The following is a 17,071-nucleotide window of genomic DNA, read 5'->3' as shown; positions in this document are numbered from 1 at the left end:
TGGGGTTGGGTTCCTACCCGATCAACCGCATGACACTAGCTACTTCCCCCACAACCGCCGCGGTCGGCTCGCTGGTCGTCCTCACCGGACTGATCGCGGGGCTGTGGTGGCGCGAGTACCAGACGCGCACCGGCCCGATCGACCGGCCGCTCGTCGTGTTCGTAGCGCCCACCAGTCGGTTGCCGATCGAAGCGATCGCGGCCGACTACGAGCGCGAAACCGGCCAGCGCATCGAACTGCGGTTCGGCCCGTCGGAAGACATCCTCACGAAGGTCCGGTTCCCCGCGCCGGGCGAACCGGCCGACCTGTTCCTCCCCGCCGACGACAGTTACGTCCGCCAGGCACGCGACCTGGGGCTGGTTGCAGAATCGGTTCCCATCGCGCGCGTTCGCGCGGTCGTACTCCTCGCGAAGAACAACCCCAAACGCATCGGGGCGTGGGCGGACCTCCTGCGCGACGGCGTGAAGGTCGCCGTGCCCAATCCCGGAGCCGCAGTGGGTAAACTTGCACGCGAGCACCTTGTTACCACGCGCAAATGGCTGGCACTGGAACCGCGTGTCGTCGATACCGGGACCGTCACCGAGGCCGCGAACGCCGCGAAAGTCGGCAGCGCGGATGCGGCGATCGTGTGGGACGTGGTAGCGACCGCGCCCGCGTACCGGGAGCAGACGGTCCTCGCGCTTCCAGAGTTGAAGGGCGTCACGGGGCGAGTGGAACTGGCGCTACTGAATCAATCGAGTGACGCGCCTGCGGCACGAAAGTTCGCGCGCTACGTCACCGACCCGAATCACGGGCTCGTGCGGTTCCGCGAGTCCGGGTTCAATGTGGAAGACAAGGCGGGTGGGGTCGCGTCCGCGTTGCACGAAGCGCTCGCGCCGCGCGAAGGGGCCGCACCGTGAGTACGCACCCACTCCCCCGCGACCCTCGGTCCGATGTGCCGTTCTACGCCGCGTTCGGGTTGCTCGGTGGGTTGTACGTCGGCCTCATCGTCGCGCTGCTCGTGGCCGATTTCGCCCACACGTCGTTCGGTTCCGTTGGTCGGGCGCTGGCTTCGCCGCAAATCCGCGCTGCGGTGTGGCTCAGCCTACTCAGTAGCTCGACCGCCGCGATCCTCTCCGTGTGGGTCGCGGTCCCACTCGGCTACCTGCTGTCGCGCACGCGGTTCGTGGGGCGCGGGGCGGTCGATCTGTTGCTCGATGTGCCGATCCTGCTCCCGCCGCTCGTTGTGGGGTTGAGCCTGCTCATCCTGTTCCAGACGGCCCCCGGCGCCTGGTTCCAGCGCACCATCCTGCCGGTGACTTACGCCGTCGCGGGGGTCGTGCTGGCGCAGTTCGCAGTGTCCGCTGCGTTCGCGGTGCGCACGATGCGCGTGACGTTCGACCAGATCGATCCGCGTGCCGAAGAGATCGCACTTACTCTGGGGTGCAGCCGCGCGCAGGCGTTTTGGCGCGTGACCCTCCCTGCGGCCCGGCGCGGAGTGCTCACGGCGCTGACGCTCGCATGGGCGCGGGCGCTCGGCGAGTTCGGCCCGATTCTCATCTTCTGCGGCGCTACGCGGATGCGCACCGAAGTGCTCTCAACGAGCGTGTTTCTGGAACTGAGTGTCGGGAACCTGGAAGCAGCGCTGGCCGTATCTCTGCTAATGATCGCAGTGGCCGTTTTGGTGCTGGTAGCGACCCGCGCGTTCGGGCTCCGCGGTACCGGGTTAATTTGAGGCACCGCGACTGGCACATCACCAACAATTATAACGAGTTGAATGGGCCGCGACCCCGATTAACAGGGGCGCTGGCGCTTCAGGGCATTGATCTTCGCCACGACGCTCTCGCCGATGTGCGGGAGCGGTAACACCTCGACCGCGGCACGCTTCTCGACCGCGGCCTTCGGCATCCCGTAAACGACGCTCGTGGCCTCGTTCTGAGCAATCGTGTGCCAGCCGGCGGCGCGCAACCGCAGCAGGCCCGACGCACCGTCGGTACCCATTCCGGTGAGGAGGACCGCGACCCCCGGGCGCGAACAGTTCGTCGCCGCGCTCGTGAACAGCACGTCGACCGAGGGGCGGTACGGCCAGTTCCGCGGGACCGGCGTGTACCGCAGGTGGCGATCGGCACTCAGTTCGAGGTGGTCGTCACTCGTGGCGACGTAAACCGTTCCCGCAACGGGCGGCTCGCCCTCGCGCGCGGCACGGACCGGGAGCCGGCACCAGTTCGCGAGCTGCTGAACCAGCCCCATTGCGAAGTCCGCGCCGATGTGCTGGCTGATGAGCACCGCGGCCGGGAAGTCTGTCGGGAACGTGCTCACCAGGTGGATCAGCGCCTCCGGCCCGCCGGTCGAGGCGCCCACCACCACAAGTAGCGGCAAATCGTTCGGCCCGGCCGCGGTCCCGAGCGCGGGGGCGATCACCGACCCGCTCTGCCCGGCGAGAGCCGCTTCCAAGTTCTGCAACCGGTCGATTAACTTCGTGGCGTTCTGGACCGCCCCGTTGGGACCGAGCGTGGGGGTGTCAACGGCGTCCACGCCGCCCGCGCCGAGGGCCTGGAAGACCAGTGGGAAATTCGTCGTCACGCTCACGGTCACGATCAGGATGGGGCACGGCGCGTGCTGCATGATCTGGCGCGTGGCCTCGACGCCGTTGAGCAGCGGCATCACGAGGTCCATCAGGATCACGTCGGGCCGGTCGTGGACCGCCATTCGCACGGCCTCGTCGCCGTCGGCGGCGGTCCACGCGATCGTGCACCCCGGCACGGACGCGACGACCCGCCGGAGCACCTCCCGCGCGAGCGCCAGATCGTTCACGATCCCGATGCGCATTCGTCCTTCGTGTCTAAGTGTTTAATGAGAACCGGTAATGAGTTCGCGGCCCAGATACGTTGATTCCGATCGAACGTATTCTCCTGCGGCTCTGTTAGATACCTTTAACAGCCGTGAAAACGATCCATACGAAAAGGAGAAAAAGATAGCCTAGAGAGACGATCGTAACCCTGCACACGTGCGGGCGCAATTGCGGAACTGCAATGAGAACCCGGTAGTGAACGAGAAATGATAGCACTCCCGAAACGGGGCGATCCATCATTCGTGACCCTACGAATATCCGGATCGCGCTGATGAGTAAAACGGGGAGAGGGGCGAACAACAGAGCGAAGACGACCACGTGAACGACTTGCCAAGGTAATCCAAACGGGCGAGTGCCGTAGACGGCTTCGGTTACTTTTCGCGCGTCAGGCTTCTCGTCCAACATGATGGTGAACGTGATGCCACAATAAAATAGGAATGTGATGATACCGACCAGCCAATGTAGCCGTCGCCTCATCTCCGGTGTTTCTTCCATGTCGATCCTTCAAATACACTGTCTACTTGTTGGCTAACACTAAGCACTATCTGCCGAGCCGATCAAATCCGTGACCGCCTCGATGAACCGGTTGTCATGGAAGCTGCTCTTCGTGAGGTAGGCGTTCGCGCCGACCTCCAATCCCCGAATCCGGTCCTCTTCGCGCTCCTTGTACGAGACGATGATGACCGGGAGGTCGCGGAGGCGCTCGTCCGCGCGGACCGCCTGCACGAGTTGTAACCCGTTCATACGGGGCATGTCGATGTCACTGACGAGCAGGTCGCACCGCTCGGCGCGGACCTTGTTCCACCCGTCGATCCCGTCCACCGCGATCACGACCTCGTACCCCTTGTGCAGCAGCAACTGGCGCTCGACCTCGCGCACGGTGATGGAGTCGTCCACCACCAGCACGCGCTTTTTGTGCCCGGAATCGCTCGGGCGCGTTTCGCACCGCACGAGCGAACCCGTCTGGATGAACTGGTCCATCGACCGGAACAGGTCTTCGACGTCGACGATCAGAACGGGCGACCCGTCGTCGAGGATCGCCGCCGCGCTCAAGTTGGGAACCTTGCCCAACCGCGGATCGAGCGGGCGCACCACGAGGTCTTGCTCGCCGCGGAACGAGTCCACGACGAGCCCGTATTCGCCGGTACCGTCGCTCAGCAGCACGACCGGGACGTCCGTTCCCGTGGGCGTGGGGGCCGGCATGTCGAGGAGCTGCGCGGCCATCACGAGGCCGACGTTCTGTCCGTCCACTGTAACAAACTGGCGGTGCTCGAGCGACCGCACTTCGTCGCGGCGCACGCGGACGAGTCGATCGATGCGCGTGTGCGGGAACGCATACGGTTCGCCCGCCACGTCGATCACGACCGCGCGAATCACCGAGAGGGTGAGCGGCAATTGGAGGTGGAACGCGGTCCCGGCGCCGCGCGTCGTGGCGACGCGGACGTTCCCGCCGACCTTGCGAATCGTGTCCTGCACGACGTCGAGTCCGACCCCGCGCCCGGAGAACTCGGTGACCGATGTCGTCGTGCTGAAGCCGGGCAGGAACAGGAACTCGAGCAGTTCCGCCTCGGTGAGTTTGGCCACCAGGTCGGCCGCGTTCAACCCGCGCTCGACGATCTTCGTGCGGAGCCGGTTCAAATCGACGCCCGCGCCGTCGTCGGAAACCGAAACGAGCAGCATCCCGGCCCGGTGCCGCGCTTCAACGGTGATCGTTCCCACCGCGGGTTTGTTGCTCGCGGTGCGCACGCCCGGGAGCTCCAGGCCGTGGTCGATCGCGTTCCGAATCAGGTGCGAGAGCGGCGACTCGAGTTTCTCCAGGATGTCGCGATCGACCTCGGTCGCTTCCCCGGCGATCACGAAGCGCACTTCCTTTCCCAGTGCTCGCGCCATGTCGCGGGCCAGGCGCGGGAAGCCGTGAACGCCGTCACTGAAGGGCCGCATCCGGCTCGCGATCACTTCGCGGTAGAGCCGGGCGTTGAGGTCTTCCGCGCGGGCCGCGTGGTCGTCGAAGTCCGACGTCTTTTCGCCCAACTCCTGTCGGCACGCGCCCCACTGGCGCCGGGCGTCGGAAATGAGGTTGGCGAGCTGGTCCGGGGGCATCCCGCTACTCGCGGCGTGGTAGGCCGTGTCGAGCATCGTGGCGAGCAAATCGTGGTGCTTCTTCAGTTTGAGCAGCGCCGTTGAGAACGACGGCAGCCACCGCGCTTGCACGAGCGATTCGCCCGCGAGCCCCATCAACCGATTGAGGCTGTTCGCGCTGACGCGGACCACCGATTCGGCGGGGGGAGGGGGAGCCGAACCAACCGCCCCGGCCCCCTTTGCCTCTGCTCTCACCGGCCCTGTCAGCGGAGTTTCTCGTGGACCGGCGCCGAAGGAAGGGGGGGCAGACCCTGCGCGCTCTTCGGTATTAAGCCCCTCTCCGTTTAGGGGAGGGGTTGGGGAGGGGTTGGAGGCAGAACCTAACCCCCCGGCCCCCTTCCCTAAGAAGGAAGGGGGAGCAGAAGCTTCGCGCTCAATGGGCGCAATTTGCACCTCCGCGTTCTTACACTCCTCCGCCGCTCGAGTAAATGCGCCGCTGACTGTTGCAAGTGCGTCACCCGACGCTTCGACCCATTCCGAGAACGTCTCGTTGTCGGTCGCGAGAACGCCCGCGAGTGTGGCGAGCGCGTAACGGGTCCAGTCGAGCGCGCGGGACGAGAACGGGCTTTTCGCTTCGTTCGTCGCTCGGATGAACTCGCTGACCGCGCCGGCTGCGTCTGCAACCGGCACACACTTCACGAGACGCGCGGCACCTCGAAGTTGCTTGAGCGACTCCAAAATCGGTTCGGCGGCGGTCGGATCGGTGGACACGCGCGGAACCGCGTCCGCGATGGCGCGTAGGTGCTCGCGGGCCTCCTCGCGGAACAGATCGAGCATCGAGTGATCGGGCGACAGTGCGAGCGGCTCGGCCGGAATTGCGATTCGCTCGAACGCGGGCACGGGGGGAAAGGGGGAGAAAGAATTGTCCGCAGACAGAGTCGCACGTACAGCAGTTTCGCGTGCCAGCTCCCCCTTCCCAGACAGGAGGGGGTTGCAGGGGGAACCCGCAGGGGGTTCCCCCTCACCGGGAGCGAGGGGGGACGGGGGGGGAGGTTGTCTTTCCGACTTCCCCTCCGCAATGGCCGCCAACAGCGGTTCGAGCGCGGTCACGGGCGCCGTGTTATCTGCTTCCCATGCGGTGATGGTTTCTGGGGTCAGGCGCGCGAGGCCCGCCAGGATGTCGGAACCTTGCAGCAGCACATCAATGCTCGCCGGGACGAGCCGGATCGTCCCGTGCTGCGCGGCGACGAGGGCGTCTTCCATGACGTGCGCGAGTCGCACGGCGGTGTCGATGTTAACGATGCGCGCCGCGCCCTTGATGGAGTGCGCGGCGCGCATCAGTTCTTCGAGCAGGCCGGGATCACCGGGGCGCGATTCGGCCGCCACGAGGCCCGCACCGAGGGTGTCGGTGTGAGTTTTGACCTCCTCGCGGAACAGCTCGAACATGGATGCGTCGATGGCGCTCATCGGAGGCGCTCCCGCAACGTTTGGAAGAGGCGCGCGTCGTCGAGCAGGCCGATCGATCGGTTCGCGTGGGGGAACACGCCGCGCGTCAGTTTGCCGTGCGATCGGGCGAGCGTCGGCGCGGCGGCCGCGAGGTCCGGGAGCAGCACGCGGTGAACCTGATCGACCTCGTCGGCCGCGAAGACCCACCCTTCGGACTCGCGCCGGATCACGACGAGCCGGCGCGAATCGGGGTCGCCGTCCGCGGGAGCGGTCACGCCCAGGATCAGGTCGAGCCGCACGCACAGGTGCAGCTCCCCGCGAATGTTCGCCATCCCCGCGAGCAACCCGCCGCGGTGCGGGATGCGGTGCAGCGGGCGCGGGCGGGTGACTTCGACCAGCACCGCGACCGGCAGCGCGAGCCACTCGTCGCCCAGGCGGAACACGAGGACGCTGGACTCGTCGCCCTCGCGGACCTCTTCGCGGACCGCGAGCCGCTGGGTCCATTCGGCGAGGTAGCCGGGCGGCGTGGGCGCGTCAAGGAACCGCCGCCCGGCCGCCGCGAACACCGGGCAGTTGTTGCAGTGCGTGACCGTTTCGAGTTCCGGGCACGACCGGTCCCCGCGCACACCGATGCGGTTCCAGCACTGGTCCGGCGGGACCACGGTGAGCGGTTTTGTGTTCATGCGTTCTCCGATCGGGCGAGGCGCTTGCGCAACGCCGCCGCGCGGCCGGTGTTCCCGCGGCGCTCGCACAGGCCGATCATGTGGCTGAGCGCTTCGGGGTGGTCGGGCGCGAGGTAGAGCGCCTTACCAAGTGCAATAAAGGCCGCGTCCGGGTTCCCGGCTGCGAGGTGGATGACGCCCAATAGTGCGAGTGTATTTGCGCTGGCGGGGCGAACGCGCAGGAGCGCCTCGCACTCGGTGCGCGCTTCGGCGAGGCGCCCGGAATCGGCGAGCCGGCGCGCGGTCGCAAGTTCGTTCGTGTCGTGCGGGGCGGTTCGAGGCGCGGGTGGGGCGGGCAATTCCACAACGGGGATGACCACCCGTTCGACGGGCGCGGGCAGAACGATACCCCCGCCCCCGGCGCGGCGGTACGTGCCGAACTCGCTCGGGCCTTCGAGTACAAAGCGCCCCGGTGGCAGGCGCTCGGCCTCGGCGGGGGTCAGGCACAGGCGGCCGTCGGGTGCGAGCAGCCGGTCGAGGTTCGCCATCGCCCGCTGCTTGGCATCGGGCGTCAGGTAAATGAACACGTTGCGGCACAGGATCAGATCGTAGGGGCGCTCGCCCGCCAAAAACAGTGGGTCCGCGAGGTTCCCGTTGAGGAACCGCACCTTCGATCGGATGTGCGGGAACAGTTCCCACCCGGTGCCCGTTTTGCTGAAGTACGCGGGCCGCGGGTCCGAACCGGGTTCGCGGAACGCGGACGCGGGGTACCGCGCATCGGTCGCGCGCGCCAGGTTCCGCTCGGACAGATCGATCGCGTCGATGGTGCAGGAACCCGGCGCGCTCAAGTGATCGAGGAACGCGAGCGCGAGGGAGTACGGTTCCTCGCCGGTGCTGCACGGCGCGCTGAGGACGCGGACCGCCCCGGACGAGCGCTCCGCGCGTTCGAGGGCAAAAGCCGCGAGCCGGTCGAAGAGCGCGTGACCGCCGCGGAAGAACCACGTTTCGGGGACGACGAGGTCGGCCGCGAGCGCGTCGCGCTCGGCCGGCTCGGTCATGAGGCGGGCCGCGTACAGTGACGGTTCCGCGATCCCGCGCGCGGTCATGCGCTGTTCGATGGCGCGCCCGAGAATGCTCGGCCCCAGGGCCGAGGAATCGAGCCCCAACCGGTCGCGAACGACCTTATCGATGACGGCGGCGATCACGATTCGAGCCCCGCCCCGATCAACCCGCCCGAGCCGGGCGCGATCTGCGCGAGGAGCCAATCCGGGTCGAGCAGGCGCAGGATGCCGGAGCCGTCCACGAGCGCGGGGCCGAGACTCGGCCGGCCCGGTGGTCCGGGAATGGGTTGCGTGACCGCGGGGCGGATCTCGCGGACCTCAGCGACCTGCGTGGCGAGTACCCCGACCAGCGCTTCGGGAATCCCGAGCGGGTACGGGAACAAGATGATGCGGCTGCTCAGGTGCTGCGGGCACTCGCCGACCCCCGCGAGCGCGTGCAGGTCCACGACCGGCACGACGCGCCCGCGGTACACGAACACCCCGGCGATCCACGGCGGCGCCCCGTGAACGGCCGTCAGTTGCACGCGCGGAACGACCTCGCGGACGCGGCGCACGTCCACCACGACTTTGTCCGGGCCGACTTGGAAAACGAGTCCGAGCATTTCTTTGAGTCGAAAGTCGTGCGGGGTGACCTTAAAGTCAAAAGTCGTAAGGTCGAAAGTCGTAAAGTCGAAAACCGAAAGGCAGTCAGGAAGTCGTAGTCAGGTATTGCATGAAGCGGCTAAGGAGTCGCGAAATTTCTGTAGCGAGTTGCGTGTGTTCCTCGAACTCGGATTGCGTCAGGTAGCCGACATCAAGTGCGACGTAAAGTTGAGCGCGAACCTCGCCCGCAGATCCCTTGGCAATTGACAGGAAGCGAGCGAATTCCTTATCGCCCGCGCCGCGCTCGAATCCTTCCGCGATGTTCGACATGATCGAGACGCACGCGCGCCGAATCTGGTCGCGCAACCCGAAATCGCGCGCGAAGGCGCCGGCATTTGTAGTCGCGTAAACCCGACTCGTCAGCACCCGCGCTCGTTTCCAGGCGTCAATGTCCTCGAAGCGCTCGATCTTTGCCACGACCGCCTCCGAACCAGGTTTTCGACTTTATGACCTTCGACTTTACGACCTTCGGCTGTGCCGCGTCACGTCACGTTTTGAACTGCGCGATCTCTTCGTTCAGCCCCTCGACCGAGCTGCGGAGGTGCGCCGCGGTGCGCTCGAACTCGCGGACCGACTGCGCGCTGCGGTGGGTCGCGTCGGCGATCTGGGCCATCGCGTCGTTGATCTGCTGGGCGCCCGTGGTTTGGTTCCGCATCCCCTCGTTCACCAGCGAGAACCGCCCGTTCAAGCTCCGCACCTCGTTGATGATCTCGTAGGTCATCTGGTTGATCTTCGTCACCTGTTGGACGCCGGAGCGCACCTCCTCGGCGAACTTGTCCATCTGCATCACGCCCACGGACACCGCGTCCTGCATCTGGCGGACCATCGTTTCGATGTCCAGGGTCGCGACCGCGGTCTGGTCCGCGAGGCGGCGGATTTCGCGCGCCACGACCAGGAACCCGCGGCCGTACTCGCCCGCTTTTTCGGCCTCGATCGCGGCGTTGATCGACAGCAGGTTGGTCTGGTCCGCGACCTTCGAGATGGTCGTCACCACCGCGTTGATGCTGTCGGCCTTCTCGCGGATCATGCCCAGTTTCGTGGACACGCTCGCGGTCGATTCCACGAGCTGCTTCATCTCGGTCGCCATCTTGGTCATGTTGTCGCGCCCGTGGGTGGCGAGCTCGTCCGCGTGCGTCGCGGTCTGGCTCACCTCGTTCATGGTGCCCGACAGGTCCTTGCTCGTCGCGGAGACCTCGCGCACGGACGCCGCGACCTGGGTCGTGGAGGCACTCAGGTTGTTGACCGTTTGTTCCTGGTTCCGCGCGGTCGCGGCGATCTGCGTCGCGATCGAGAGCAACTGCAGGCTGGACTCGCGCGCCTTCGCGACGATGCCGTGAATCTTGCCGATGACCGCGTTGATGCCCTCGGCGAGCTGGCCCATCTCGTCGGCCCCGTCCACGGCGATGCGGGCGGTCAGGTCGCCGGCCCCACTCGCCATCTGGCGCACGCGCTCGTTCAGGGCGGTCGCGGACTTCACGACGCTCCGGATAATGACGCCGCCGAGCAGCCCGAACACGCTCACCGCCGTGATACTCATCACGGTCGTGGCGTTGGCCCAGGCCGTGATGCTCCCGGTGATTTCGGCTTCTTTGGCCCTTGTGGACGTGTCCACGGCGGTGGCGGCCTCGCGCATGGCCTTGACGTGGTCGCGGTACGGTGGGGTGATCTTGTCGCGGAGGATCGCGGTCGCGTCCTTGCGCGTTTTCTCGTCGCGGTTCTTCGGGATGAACTCGTCGTTGGCGATCCGGAACACTTCCAGGGCCGGTTGGTGCCCCGTTGCCTCGAGAGCCTTGCGCACGGTCGGATCAATGTCCGGTTTCGCGAGCCAGTGTTTTTGGCGCTCGTGGTACTCGGCCTCGTACTCGCGGTACCGGGTCAGGGCGGTCCGGCGCTCTTCGTCGTTTCCGGCGTTGTCCATCTCGTGGAGCATCAAATAAATGCGCCCGATCACGAGCGGGGGCGGACTCATCTGGTCCAGGAGCTGTTTACGCTCCATGACCTCATGGTACGCGGACCCGCCCACGCGGTACCGGTCCAGTACGTACCCGGCGAGCGCGAGCGCGACGATGACGGTCGCGGTGTACCCGATGAGCAGAGCGTTGAGTTTTACGCGCAGAGAGATGTCGCGGAGGCGGGGCATAAGTGCGCGCCAGTGTGATTCGGGAAGATCGACACAGGCGATAGTAGCTGCTTAACGGGCGCAGTCCAGCGAGTTCGATCCGGCACCGAATCTTACCCAGTCACCGCTGAGCGCGTAGACGGAATAAGCGGTTAAAACCGTATATCCATCATCGAAAAATCGTCCGCGAGCACCTCCCGCCCCCCGAGCGCGCGAACGAAATCGAGGTGCCGACTCAGTAGATCGCCGTCCGTGGTGAGCTGGGACGTCACGCGCTCGAGGAAGTCGGCGAACGGCCACATCGTGCCGTCGGCCTGCTCGACTTCCATGATACCGTCGCTGAACACGAGGAGCCGGGCGCCTTCTGCGACCGGCACGGTGTTGGTCGCGTAAGGCAGGTCCGGCATCATGCCGACCGCGGGGGCATCGGCCTCGAGCGAATGGATGGTCCCCGCGGAGAGCAGGAACGCGGGCGGGTGCCCCGCGTTGCAGTACGCGAGTGTTTTGTCGGCCGGGCGGTAGACCCCGTACCAAATGGTGAAGTATTTGCCGTCCTGACGCTCCATCTGGAACATATCGTTGAGCTTGGTAACCACCGCGCCGGGGTCGCGCGCGTCGGCCCCGGGGATCGAGTTGGCGGAGAGCACGTTCGCGGCCGACACCGCTAACAGTGCCGATCCGACCCCGTGCCCGCTGACGTCCAGGAGGTAGAGCGCGAGGTGCTCGGGATCGAGCCAGTGGTAACCGAACATGTCGCCGGCGAGTTGCGTGGACGGCACGAACTTCCAGGCGATTCGGATCGGGCCGGACGTGAGTGGAACGGGCAACAGCGATTGGACGTACCGGGCAGCGCGGGCGAGTTCCGCGGCCATCTCGCGCTGCGTTTCCGCGAGCGCGCGGTACGCCTCATTTCGTTCCAGAAGGGCCACGAACCCGCGCGAGTGATACTTCACGCGCGCCACGACTTCGAGCTTGTCGGGGAGCTTCACCATGTAGTCGTTCGCCCCCAGCGCGAACGCTTTCGCCTTCACTGTTGGCTCTTCTTTGCTCGAAAGCACAACGAGTGGCACGTCGCGCGTGCCGGAATTGGCGCGAAAGTACCGCACCAGTTGCAGCCCGTCGATGTCCGGCATCACGAGGTCTTGCAGGATGACGGTGGGCTTGAACTCGTTCGCGACATCAATGGCGTCGGTCGGCTTGGAGCAGAACCGGAACTCGACGTCCGGCTCGTCCGCGAGCATCCGGCGCACGGTTTCGCCGACCATCGGCTGGTCGTCGACGAGCAGGACTTTAATGGGGTGCGTTTCGCGCATGGTGATATTTCACCTCGATAAGATGGTGAAGGGAAGTGCGCGGTTCGGATTGTGTGGATATTAGGGGACAAACTGTGTCGGTTGTGCCGACGGAACGTGAGGAAGCAGAAAGGCAACCTACCCCCCCGCCCCCCCGCCCTTCAGGGAAGGGGGAGCAGACGCGCGAACCCACTGGGTTTGAAACTGCGTCGATTGACAGTTCTTTCTCCCCCTTCCCTTCAGGGAGGGGGGGCGGGGGGGTAGGTTGCCTTTGGAGCGCCGATCGCGCCGCATACCTCGCGCGAGTGACGCCGTGGGCGGAGGAGCGCACGGCGCGGATGGCGCGCGGGCAGAAGCACCCCGTTTACGATTTCCTCTTCGAGTATTACTCGTTCCGGCCCGCGCACCTGTTGCGGTGGACACCGGGCTTCGGAGTCGCACTCGAAGACGCGACTCGTGCCGATGTGCAATGGAGCGAGTTCACTTCGACTGACACCGGGTTACTACTTTCTGCAAGTGCGTTCCCAGAGCACCGGCGCTCGTACCTCCAGTGGGCCGCCAATTACCTCGGGGCGGTGCTCGCGCGCGAACCGTCGTTCGCGTGCTTGGGGCTGCACGAGTGGGCGATGGTTTACCGCGACCCGAACGTGCGGCACCCCTACGTTCCGCTCCGGTTGTCGCGCGAAGAAACGGACGCCGTGGTGGACTCGCAACCGCTCCGCTGCACGCACTACGATGCGTTCCGGTTCTTCACGCCGGCCGCGGTGCCGCTGAACCGCTGGGAACTGACCCGCGTTACCACCTCCGAACACGATCAGCCGGGCTGCATTCACGCGAACATGGACCTCTACAAGTTCGCGTACAAGATCGCGCCGTTCTGCCCGTCGAGCGTGGTGGCGGACGCCTTCGAGGTGGCACGCTTCGCGCGAGAGATCGACATGCGCGCCAGCCCCTACGATTTGAGCGGCTACGGCTTCGAGCCGATCCGGATCGAAACGCGCGCGGGCCGCGAAGAGTACGTCGAGTTACAGCGCGCCGTGTCCCTTCGCGCACAGCCCGTTCGCGCGCGCGTACTGGACGTTTACGCGCGGTTGCTGGGAGCGCTGCGCGAAGAGCCTACCCCCCAACCCCCTCCCTAAAGGGAAGGGGGAGCAAGACACTCGGCGAACCGCGAGAGTTAACGAGCGGTTGTCTTTGCTCCCCTTCCCTTTTAGGGAGGGAGTTGGGGGGTAGGTTATTCGCGGTGCTGAAAAACGTGAACTACGCCGCTTGCGTCCGCGTCGCCCGTCGTTTACAACCTTCTCTCACTTCCGAGACGCGGACGAGGGAAATTGTTTAGCTCGTTGCTCTGCAACAGGGTGATGTTGCGTCACCCGAGCGCTTGCCTTGCGATACGGCTTGAGGAAGGCTGTTCCAGCACCGCTTTCGGACAGTGTACCCGTCCGGACATCCGGGTCTGGAACAACCTCGCGAATCGCGGTTCCCGGATGTCCGGACGGGTACACTGTCCGGCGGTGCCGCGAGCCTTCCACACACCAGGTCAGGATGTAGACGTTTCCCTCGTCTGCTCTCGGAAGCCCGAACAACACGACGTCCCCCAATCAAGCGGGACGCGGCGCGGATCAAGCGATACTGGAGCCTCTCCAATGGCGGCGGTTTTGACGCTGGACGATGTCCGCAAGGCCTGGGACGCGCGCGATCCTCGACTCATCACGCTGATCGAGCAACTCTGTAACCAGCCGATTCCCGCGCCCGAAACGCCGATCCGCGCGGGGGCGCTCACGTTCGATAAGTTCCTGTCTCAATTGCGCGACTGGCGCTACCGCCAGAAGACGCCCGAGGAGCAGGCGCACTACCGCATCGAGACGCTCAAGGCGCTCGAAGACCCGAAGGCGGAAGTGCCGCTCGCGGACAAACTGAAGGTCCACGAGGTGATCTTCACGCTGTGGGAATCGAACGACGCGCTCGCCCGCGATTACCTCTTACGCATCATCGCGAAGGTGCCGCTCGTTTACGGCCCGTGGAAGGCGATCAAGCGGATCTTCAAGGAATCGGAAGCCAAGAACGACACGGAGGTTTACGGCGCGATCGCGGCGCGGCTCGATATGGCGCACGCGGGCGGCAGTTACAACAAACAGGTGAGCGGCGCAACGGTCGCCTACTGCGCGCGCCGGGCCTGGCGCTACCTGCGCCGCGTCGGGCTGCACCTGCCCGCGACTTATCCCGACGTCGCGTGCGAATTCCTCGTCAACTACACCGACAACGTCCGACTGACCGGAACGTGGGTGTTCAACCACATCCTGTTCCACGACTCGAAGAAATACGGGCGCTCCAACTTCCGGTTCAGTTGGAACGACAAATCGGCCGACCCCACCAATCTGAAGAACCGCGCATACGGCGACCTCTGGAAGCGGAGCCACCGCCCGCTGTTCTCGCTCCTGGAACGTGCGAAGTCCGACGCGGTCCGTGACTATGCCACCACCGCGCTGAAGACCGACTTCCGGCAAGTGCTCCGCGACACCGAACCGGCCTGGGTCGTGCGGCTCGTCGCGGTGCCGAGTCGTGCGATTCATGACTTCGTGGTGTGGTTGCTTCAGAACGTCCCGAAGTTCGAGCAGAGCGCGTTCCGCTCACTTGGGCTGCACGAAGCGGTTCTCAAACTGTTCGATTCGCCGTCGGCCGATGCGCGGAAGTACGCCGCGAACTACGCACGCACGCACGCACGCGACCTGCCCGTCAGCGAACTCATCCGGCTCGCGAACAACGACAACGAAGACGTCCGAAAGCTCGCACGCGACCTCCTCGGCGAGAAAGACCCGCGCACGGGTGTGGGGCTCGATGCGTGGGGCCAGTTGCTCGAAACCGAACACGGCCACAAGTTCGCCGCGGACGCGATCACCAAACACTTCGGCGCGAAGGAACTCACCCCCGAGTGGTTCCAGGGCCGGATGCTTTCAGACAGCGATGAGGCGTTCGGGTTCGCCACGAAGTTGCTGCCGAAGATTCACAACTTGAAAGAACTCGGGGCCGCGTTCTTTGTGACGCTGCTCCAGAAGGTCGAGCCGAACGACAGCGACAAGAGCGAGCGCGTCGTGGATTACGCCGCGGGCGAACTCGCCAAGCACTACGAACTCGACGCACTCGATCGCGAACTGCTCAAGTGGCTCGCGCTGTTCCCGCCGACCGCGAACTACATCACCAACTGGGTGAACCAGGGCAAAATCAAGAAGGCCCAAACACTCGGGATGGACTTCCTGAAGACGATCGCGTTCCAGCCCGATTGGGACGCATCGCCCTGGTTGACTGAGTTCAAGCTCAAGAACGGCGCATGGGCAAAGGAACTGTCGTTCGACGAGAGCCGCGCCGCGACCGTGTTGCGCTGGTTCCAGGACGTGCGCAAGTTCACGACCACGGAACTCGGGTTCGACTGGCTCATGCGGCTCGTGGCCCGCAGCGAGCCGATGTACCACGACTTCGCCAGCGATCGACTCATCCGGACGTTCCTCCCGGCCGATTTCGCGTCACGTGACGAACAGCCCGCGCCCACCACAACTACCGCAGCGCCCGCGACCGGTGGGAAAGTCGATCTCGGCAAGGCGACGTTCAGCTTCACGGGCAAGCTGGCGAACATTACCCCGGCCGATGCGGAAGCGCAGGTAAAAGCCGCCAACGGCGTGCCCACCGCGAACGTGTCGCCCAAACTGCACTACCTTGTGGTTGGTGATTCGGGTTCGCCGTTCCTCGGCCAGGGCGCGAAGGGTGCCAAACACGTCAAAGCCGAGGAATTGAACTCGAAGGGCGCGAACATCAGCATCATCTCGGAGACGATGTTTCTCCAGATGCTCTCCGGTCAGCAGGTCACCGCGACGGCGGACGCCACCACACGCGGCTGCGAGCGGCTGTGGCAACTCGTCATCGCGCCCGGACCTGCGGACGCCCCGGTGGGCCGGTTCGCACGCGAATACGTCCGCCGGCACCACACCGACATCGCGCAGAAACTCACCGACAAGCCCGTTGACCCGGGCGCGGAGATCCCGTCATCGTTCCTTTCACTGGAGCGCGTGTTCCCGCTGTTCAGCGAGAGCCGCAAGCCGCTGCGCGAGTTCGCGCTGGAACTGGCGAGCTGGGAGTTCGCGCGCTGGAACCCCGGCGTCGATTATCTCGTCAGCATGGCCGACATCCCGTTTATGGACGTTCGGCGCTTCGTGGCGAAGTCGCTCCTCGCGGAAGATACGCCGCCGAACCGCCCGTTCCGTCTCGACCCCGCGAAACTCGAAGCGAGCGCCGTGTACCGATTCTGTGAATCGAACGACGAGGAGACGCGCGCGCTCGGAATGGAACTCATCAAGCGGCTCCCGAAACTCCGCGTGCCGGACGAGCTGTTCCGGCTCTCGGAAAGCCCGGATCGTAAGGTGCGCGCGTTCGTGATTCGCGCGCTGTGGACCGTCTACCGCGACCGCGGACTGACGCCGGACTGGAAGCCGCCGCTCCCACCGAAACCGACCGTCGGTGCGAAAGCCAAGAAGGACGCCGAGAAAGCTGCGGCGAATCGCGGCGAGGGCGTCCCGCACCGGCCCGAAAAGTGGCCCGCGGAGAAGCCGACCCTGAGCGAGTTCCTGCGGAGCATTCTGTTTGAGATTCCGCCGGGGCGACCGGAGAAGTCGCGCGACGCGGTCGAAGACACGGACTCCACCGACCCGAACGCGCCGAAGCCCGACAGGGTGGTGAGCGTGAAGCCGCTCCCGGCGCGCCGCGCGAAACTCGACCTCGTAGAAGTGATGCGCGACCTGGGACTGGAAGACAAACAGTTCGGGAGCGGGATTCTCCCGTTGTTGGACGAGTTCATGACCTCGCGCGGGCCGAGCGAACGCGCCGCGTGTCTGGTCGCGGTCACCCGCATCCGCCACAAGTACCCCGAACTGAAGAAGGAGGATGCGTAA

At 65.5% G+C, this 17,071-nt stretch carries 13 protein-coding genes; 4 read left to right on the top strand and 9 right to left on the bottom strand.

The annotated features are described in order from the left end of the window. The first annotated feature begins 29 nt into the window (after positions 1-29). Positions 30-899, top strand: coding sequence for a molybdate ABC transporter substrate-binding protein (modA, locus tag J8F10_RS04655; protein ID WP_210652695.1), 870 nt, complete (start codon positions 30-32; stop codon positions 897-899). Then, entirely contained in the window at positions 896-1,714 is an 819-nt protein-coding gene (locus J8F10_RS04650) for an ABC transporter permease (RefSeq protein WP_210652694.1), read from the top strand. Before modA ends, J8F10_RS04650 begins: the two co-directional genes overlap by 4 nt. Positions 1,715-1,773: 59 nt before the next feature. Here the strand turns inward: J8F10_RS04650 and cheB are convergent, their stop codons facing one another. From cheB to J8F10_RS40230, 9 genes are all read right to left on the bottom strand, one after another. After that, positions 1,774-2,808 (bottom strand): chemotaxis-specific protein-glutamate methyltransferase CheB, encoded by a 1,035-nt coding sequence (gene cheB, locus J8F10_RS04645; RefSeq protein WP_210652693.1) that lies wholly within the window; start codon positions 2,806-2,808, stop codon positions 1,774-1,776. A 94-nt stretch (positions 2,809-2,902) separates the two neighbouring features. Further along, positions 2,903-3,325: a hypothetical protein gene (locus tag J8F10_RS04640; protein WP_210652692.1), complete on the bottom strand. Its 423-nt coding sequence runs from the start codon at positions 3,323-3,325 to the stop codon at positions 2,903-2,905. Between the two features lie 39 nt (positions 3,326-3,364). Continuing rightward, the gene (locus tag J8F10_RS04635; RefSeq protein ID WP_210652691.1) at positions 3,365-6,376 is read right to left on the bottom strand and encodes a hybrid sensor histidine kinase/response regulator; all 3,012 of its coding nucleotides are present in this window, start codon (positions 6,374-6,376) and stop codon (positions 3,365-3,367) included. After that, the gene (locus J8F10_RS04630; protein WP_210652690.1) at positions 6,373-7,038 is read right to left on the bottom strand and encodes a chemotaxis protein CheW; all 666 of its coding nucleotides are present in this window, start codon (positions 7,036-7,038) and stop codon (positions 6,373-6,375) included. The genes J8F10_RS04635 and J8F10_RS04630 overlap by 4 nt, the downstream gene beginning before the upstream one ends. Next, complete coding sequence (locus tag J8F10_RS04625) at positions 7,035-8,222, bottom strand: CheR family methyltransferase (protein WP_210652689.1); 1,188 nt, start codon at positions 8,220-8,222, stop codon at positions 7,035-7,037. The genes J8F10_RS04630 and J8F10_RS04625 overlap by 4 nt, the downstream gene beginning before the upstream one ends. Beyond that, positions 8,219-8,680: a chemotaxis protein CheW gene (locus J8F10_RS04620; RefSeq protein ID WP_210652688.1), complete on the bottom strand. Its 462-nt coding sequence runs from the start codon at positions 8,678-8,680 to the stop codon at positions 8,219-8,221. Before J8F10_RS04620 ends, J8F10_RS04625 begins: the two co-directional genes overlap by 4 nt. An 85-nt stretch (positions 8,681-8,765) precedes the next feature. Next, positions 8,766-9,137, bottom strand: a complete 372-nt coding sequence (locus J8F10_RS04615; protein WP_210652687.1) for a four helix bundle protein — start codon at positions 9,135-9,137, stop codon at positions 8,766-8,768. A 70-nt stretch (positions 9,138-9,207) separates the two neighbouring features. Then, positions 9,208-10,860, bottom strand: a complete 1,653-nt coding sequence (locus tag J8F10_RS04610) for a methyl-accepting chemotaxis protein (protein ID WP_210652686.1) — start codon at positions 10,858-10,860, stop codon at positions 9,208-9,210. 131 nt (positions 10,861-10,991) lie between these two features. Next, on the bottom strand, positions 10,992-12,152 hold the full coding sequence (locus tag J8F10_RS40230) for a SpoIIE family protein phosphatase (RefSeq protein WP_210652685.1): 1,161 nt from the start codon (positions 12,150-12,152) through the stop codon (positions 10,992-10,994). A gap of 317 nt (positions 12,153-12,469) precedes the next feature. On the opposite strand from J8F10_RS40230, the gene J8F10_RS04600 reads away from it, so the two are divergent. Then, positions 12,470-13,270 carry a 3-methyladenine DNA glycosylase gene (locus J8F10_RS04600; protein WP_210652684.1) on the top strand — a complete coding sequence of 267 codons (801 nt, stop codon included), beginning with the start codon at positions 12,470-12,472 and terminating at the stop codon, positions 13,268-13,270. Positions 13,271-13,777: 507 nt separating this feature from the next. Continuing rightward, on the top strand, positions 13,778-17,071 hold the full coding sequence (locus tag J8F10_RS04595; RefSeq protein ID WP_210652683.1) for a BRCT domain-containing protein: 3,294 nt from the start codon (positions 13,778-13,780) through the stop codon (positions 17,069-17,071).

The organism is Gemmata palustris (assembly GCF_017939745.1).
In the GTDB taxonomy this organism is placed as follows: domain Bacteria; phylum Planctomycetota; class Planctomycetia; order Gemmatales; family Gemmataceae; genus Gemmata; species Gemmata palustris.
The sequence above is the reverse complement of the archived record's forward strand: the minus strand, read 5'-3'. Positions and strand labels throughout refer to the sequence as shown.

Coding starts and splice junctions, on each gene's coding strand:
- modA (WP_210652695.1), top strand. CDS start 30: ATGACACTAGCTACTTCCCCCACAACCGCCGCGGTCGGCTCGCTGGTC.
- cheB (WP_210652693.1), bottom strand. CDS start 2,808: ATGCGCATCGGGATCGTGAACGATCTGGCGCTCGCGCGGGAGGTGCTC.
- J8F10_RS04640 (WP_210652692.1), bottom strand. CDS start 3,325: ATGGAAGAAACACCGGAGATGAGGCGACGGCTACATTGGCTGGTCGGT.
- J8F10_RS04635 (WP_210652691.1), bottom strand. CDS start 6,376: ATGAGCGCCATCGACGCATCCATGTTCGAGCTGTTCCGCGAGGAGGTC.
- J8F10_RS04630 (WP_210652690.1), bottom strand. CDS start 7,038: ATGAACACAAAACCGCTCACCGTGGTCCCGCCGGACCAGTGCTGGAAC.
- J8F10_RS04620 (WP_210652688.1), bottom strand. CDS start 8,680: ATGCTCGGACTCGTTTTCCAAGTCGGCCCGGACAAAGTCGTGGTGGAC.
- J8F10_RS04610 (WP_210652686.1), bottom strand. CDS start 10,860: ATGCCCCGCCTCCGCGACATCTCTCTGCGCGTAAAACTCAACGCTCTG.
- J8F10_RS40230 (WP_210652685.1), bottom strand. CDS start 12,152: ATGCGCGAAACGCACCCCATTAAAGTCCTGCTCGTCGACGACCAGCCG.
- J8F10_RS04600 (WP_210652684.1), top strand. CDS start 12,470: ATGGCGCGCGGGCAGAAGCACCCCGTTTACGATTTCCTCTTCGAGTAT.
- J8F10_RS04595 (WP_210652683.1), top strand. CDS start 13,778: ATGGCGGCGGTTTTGACGCTGGACGATGTCCGCAAGGCCTGGGACGCG.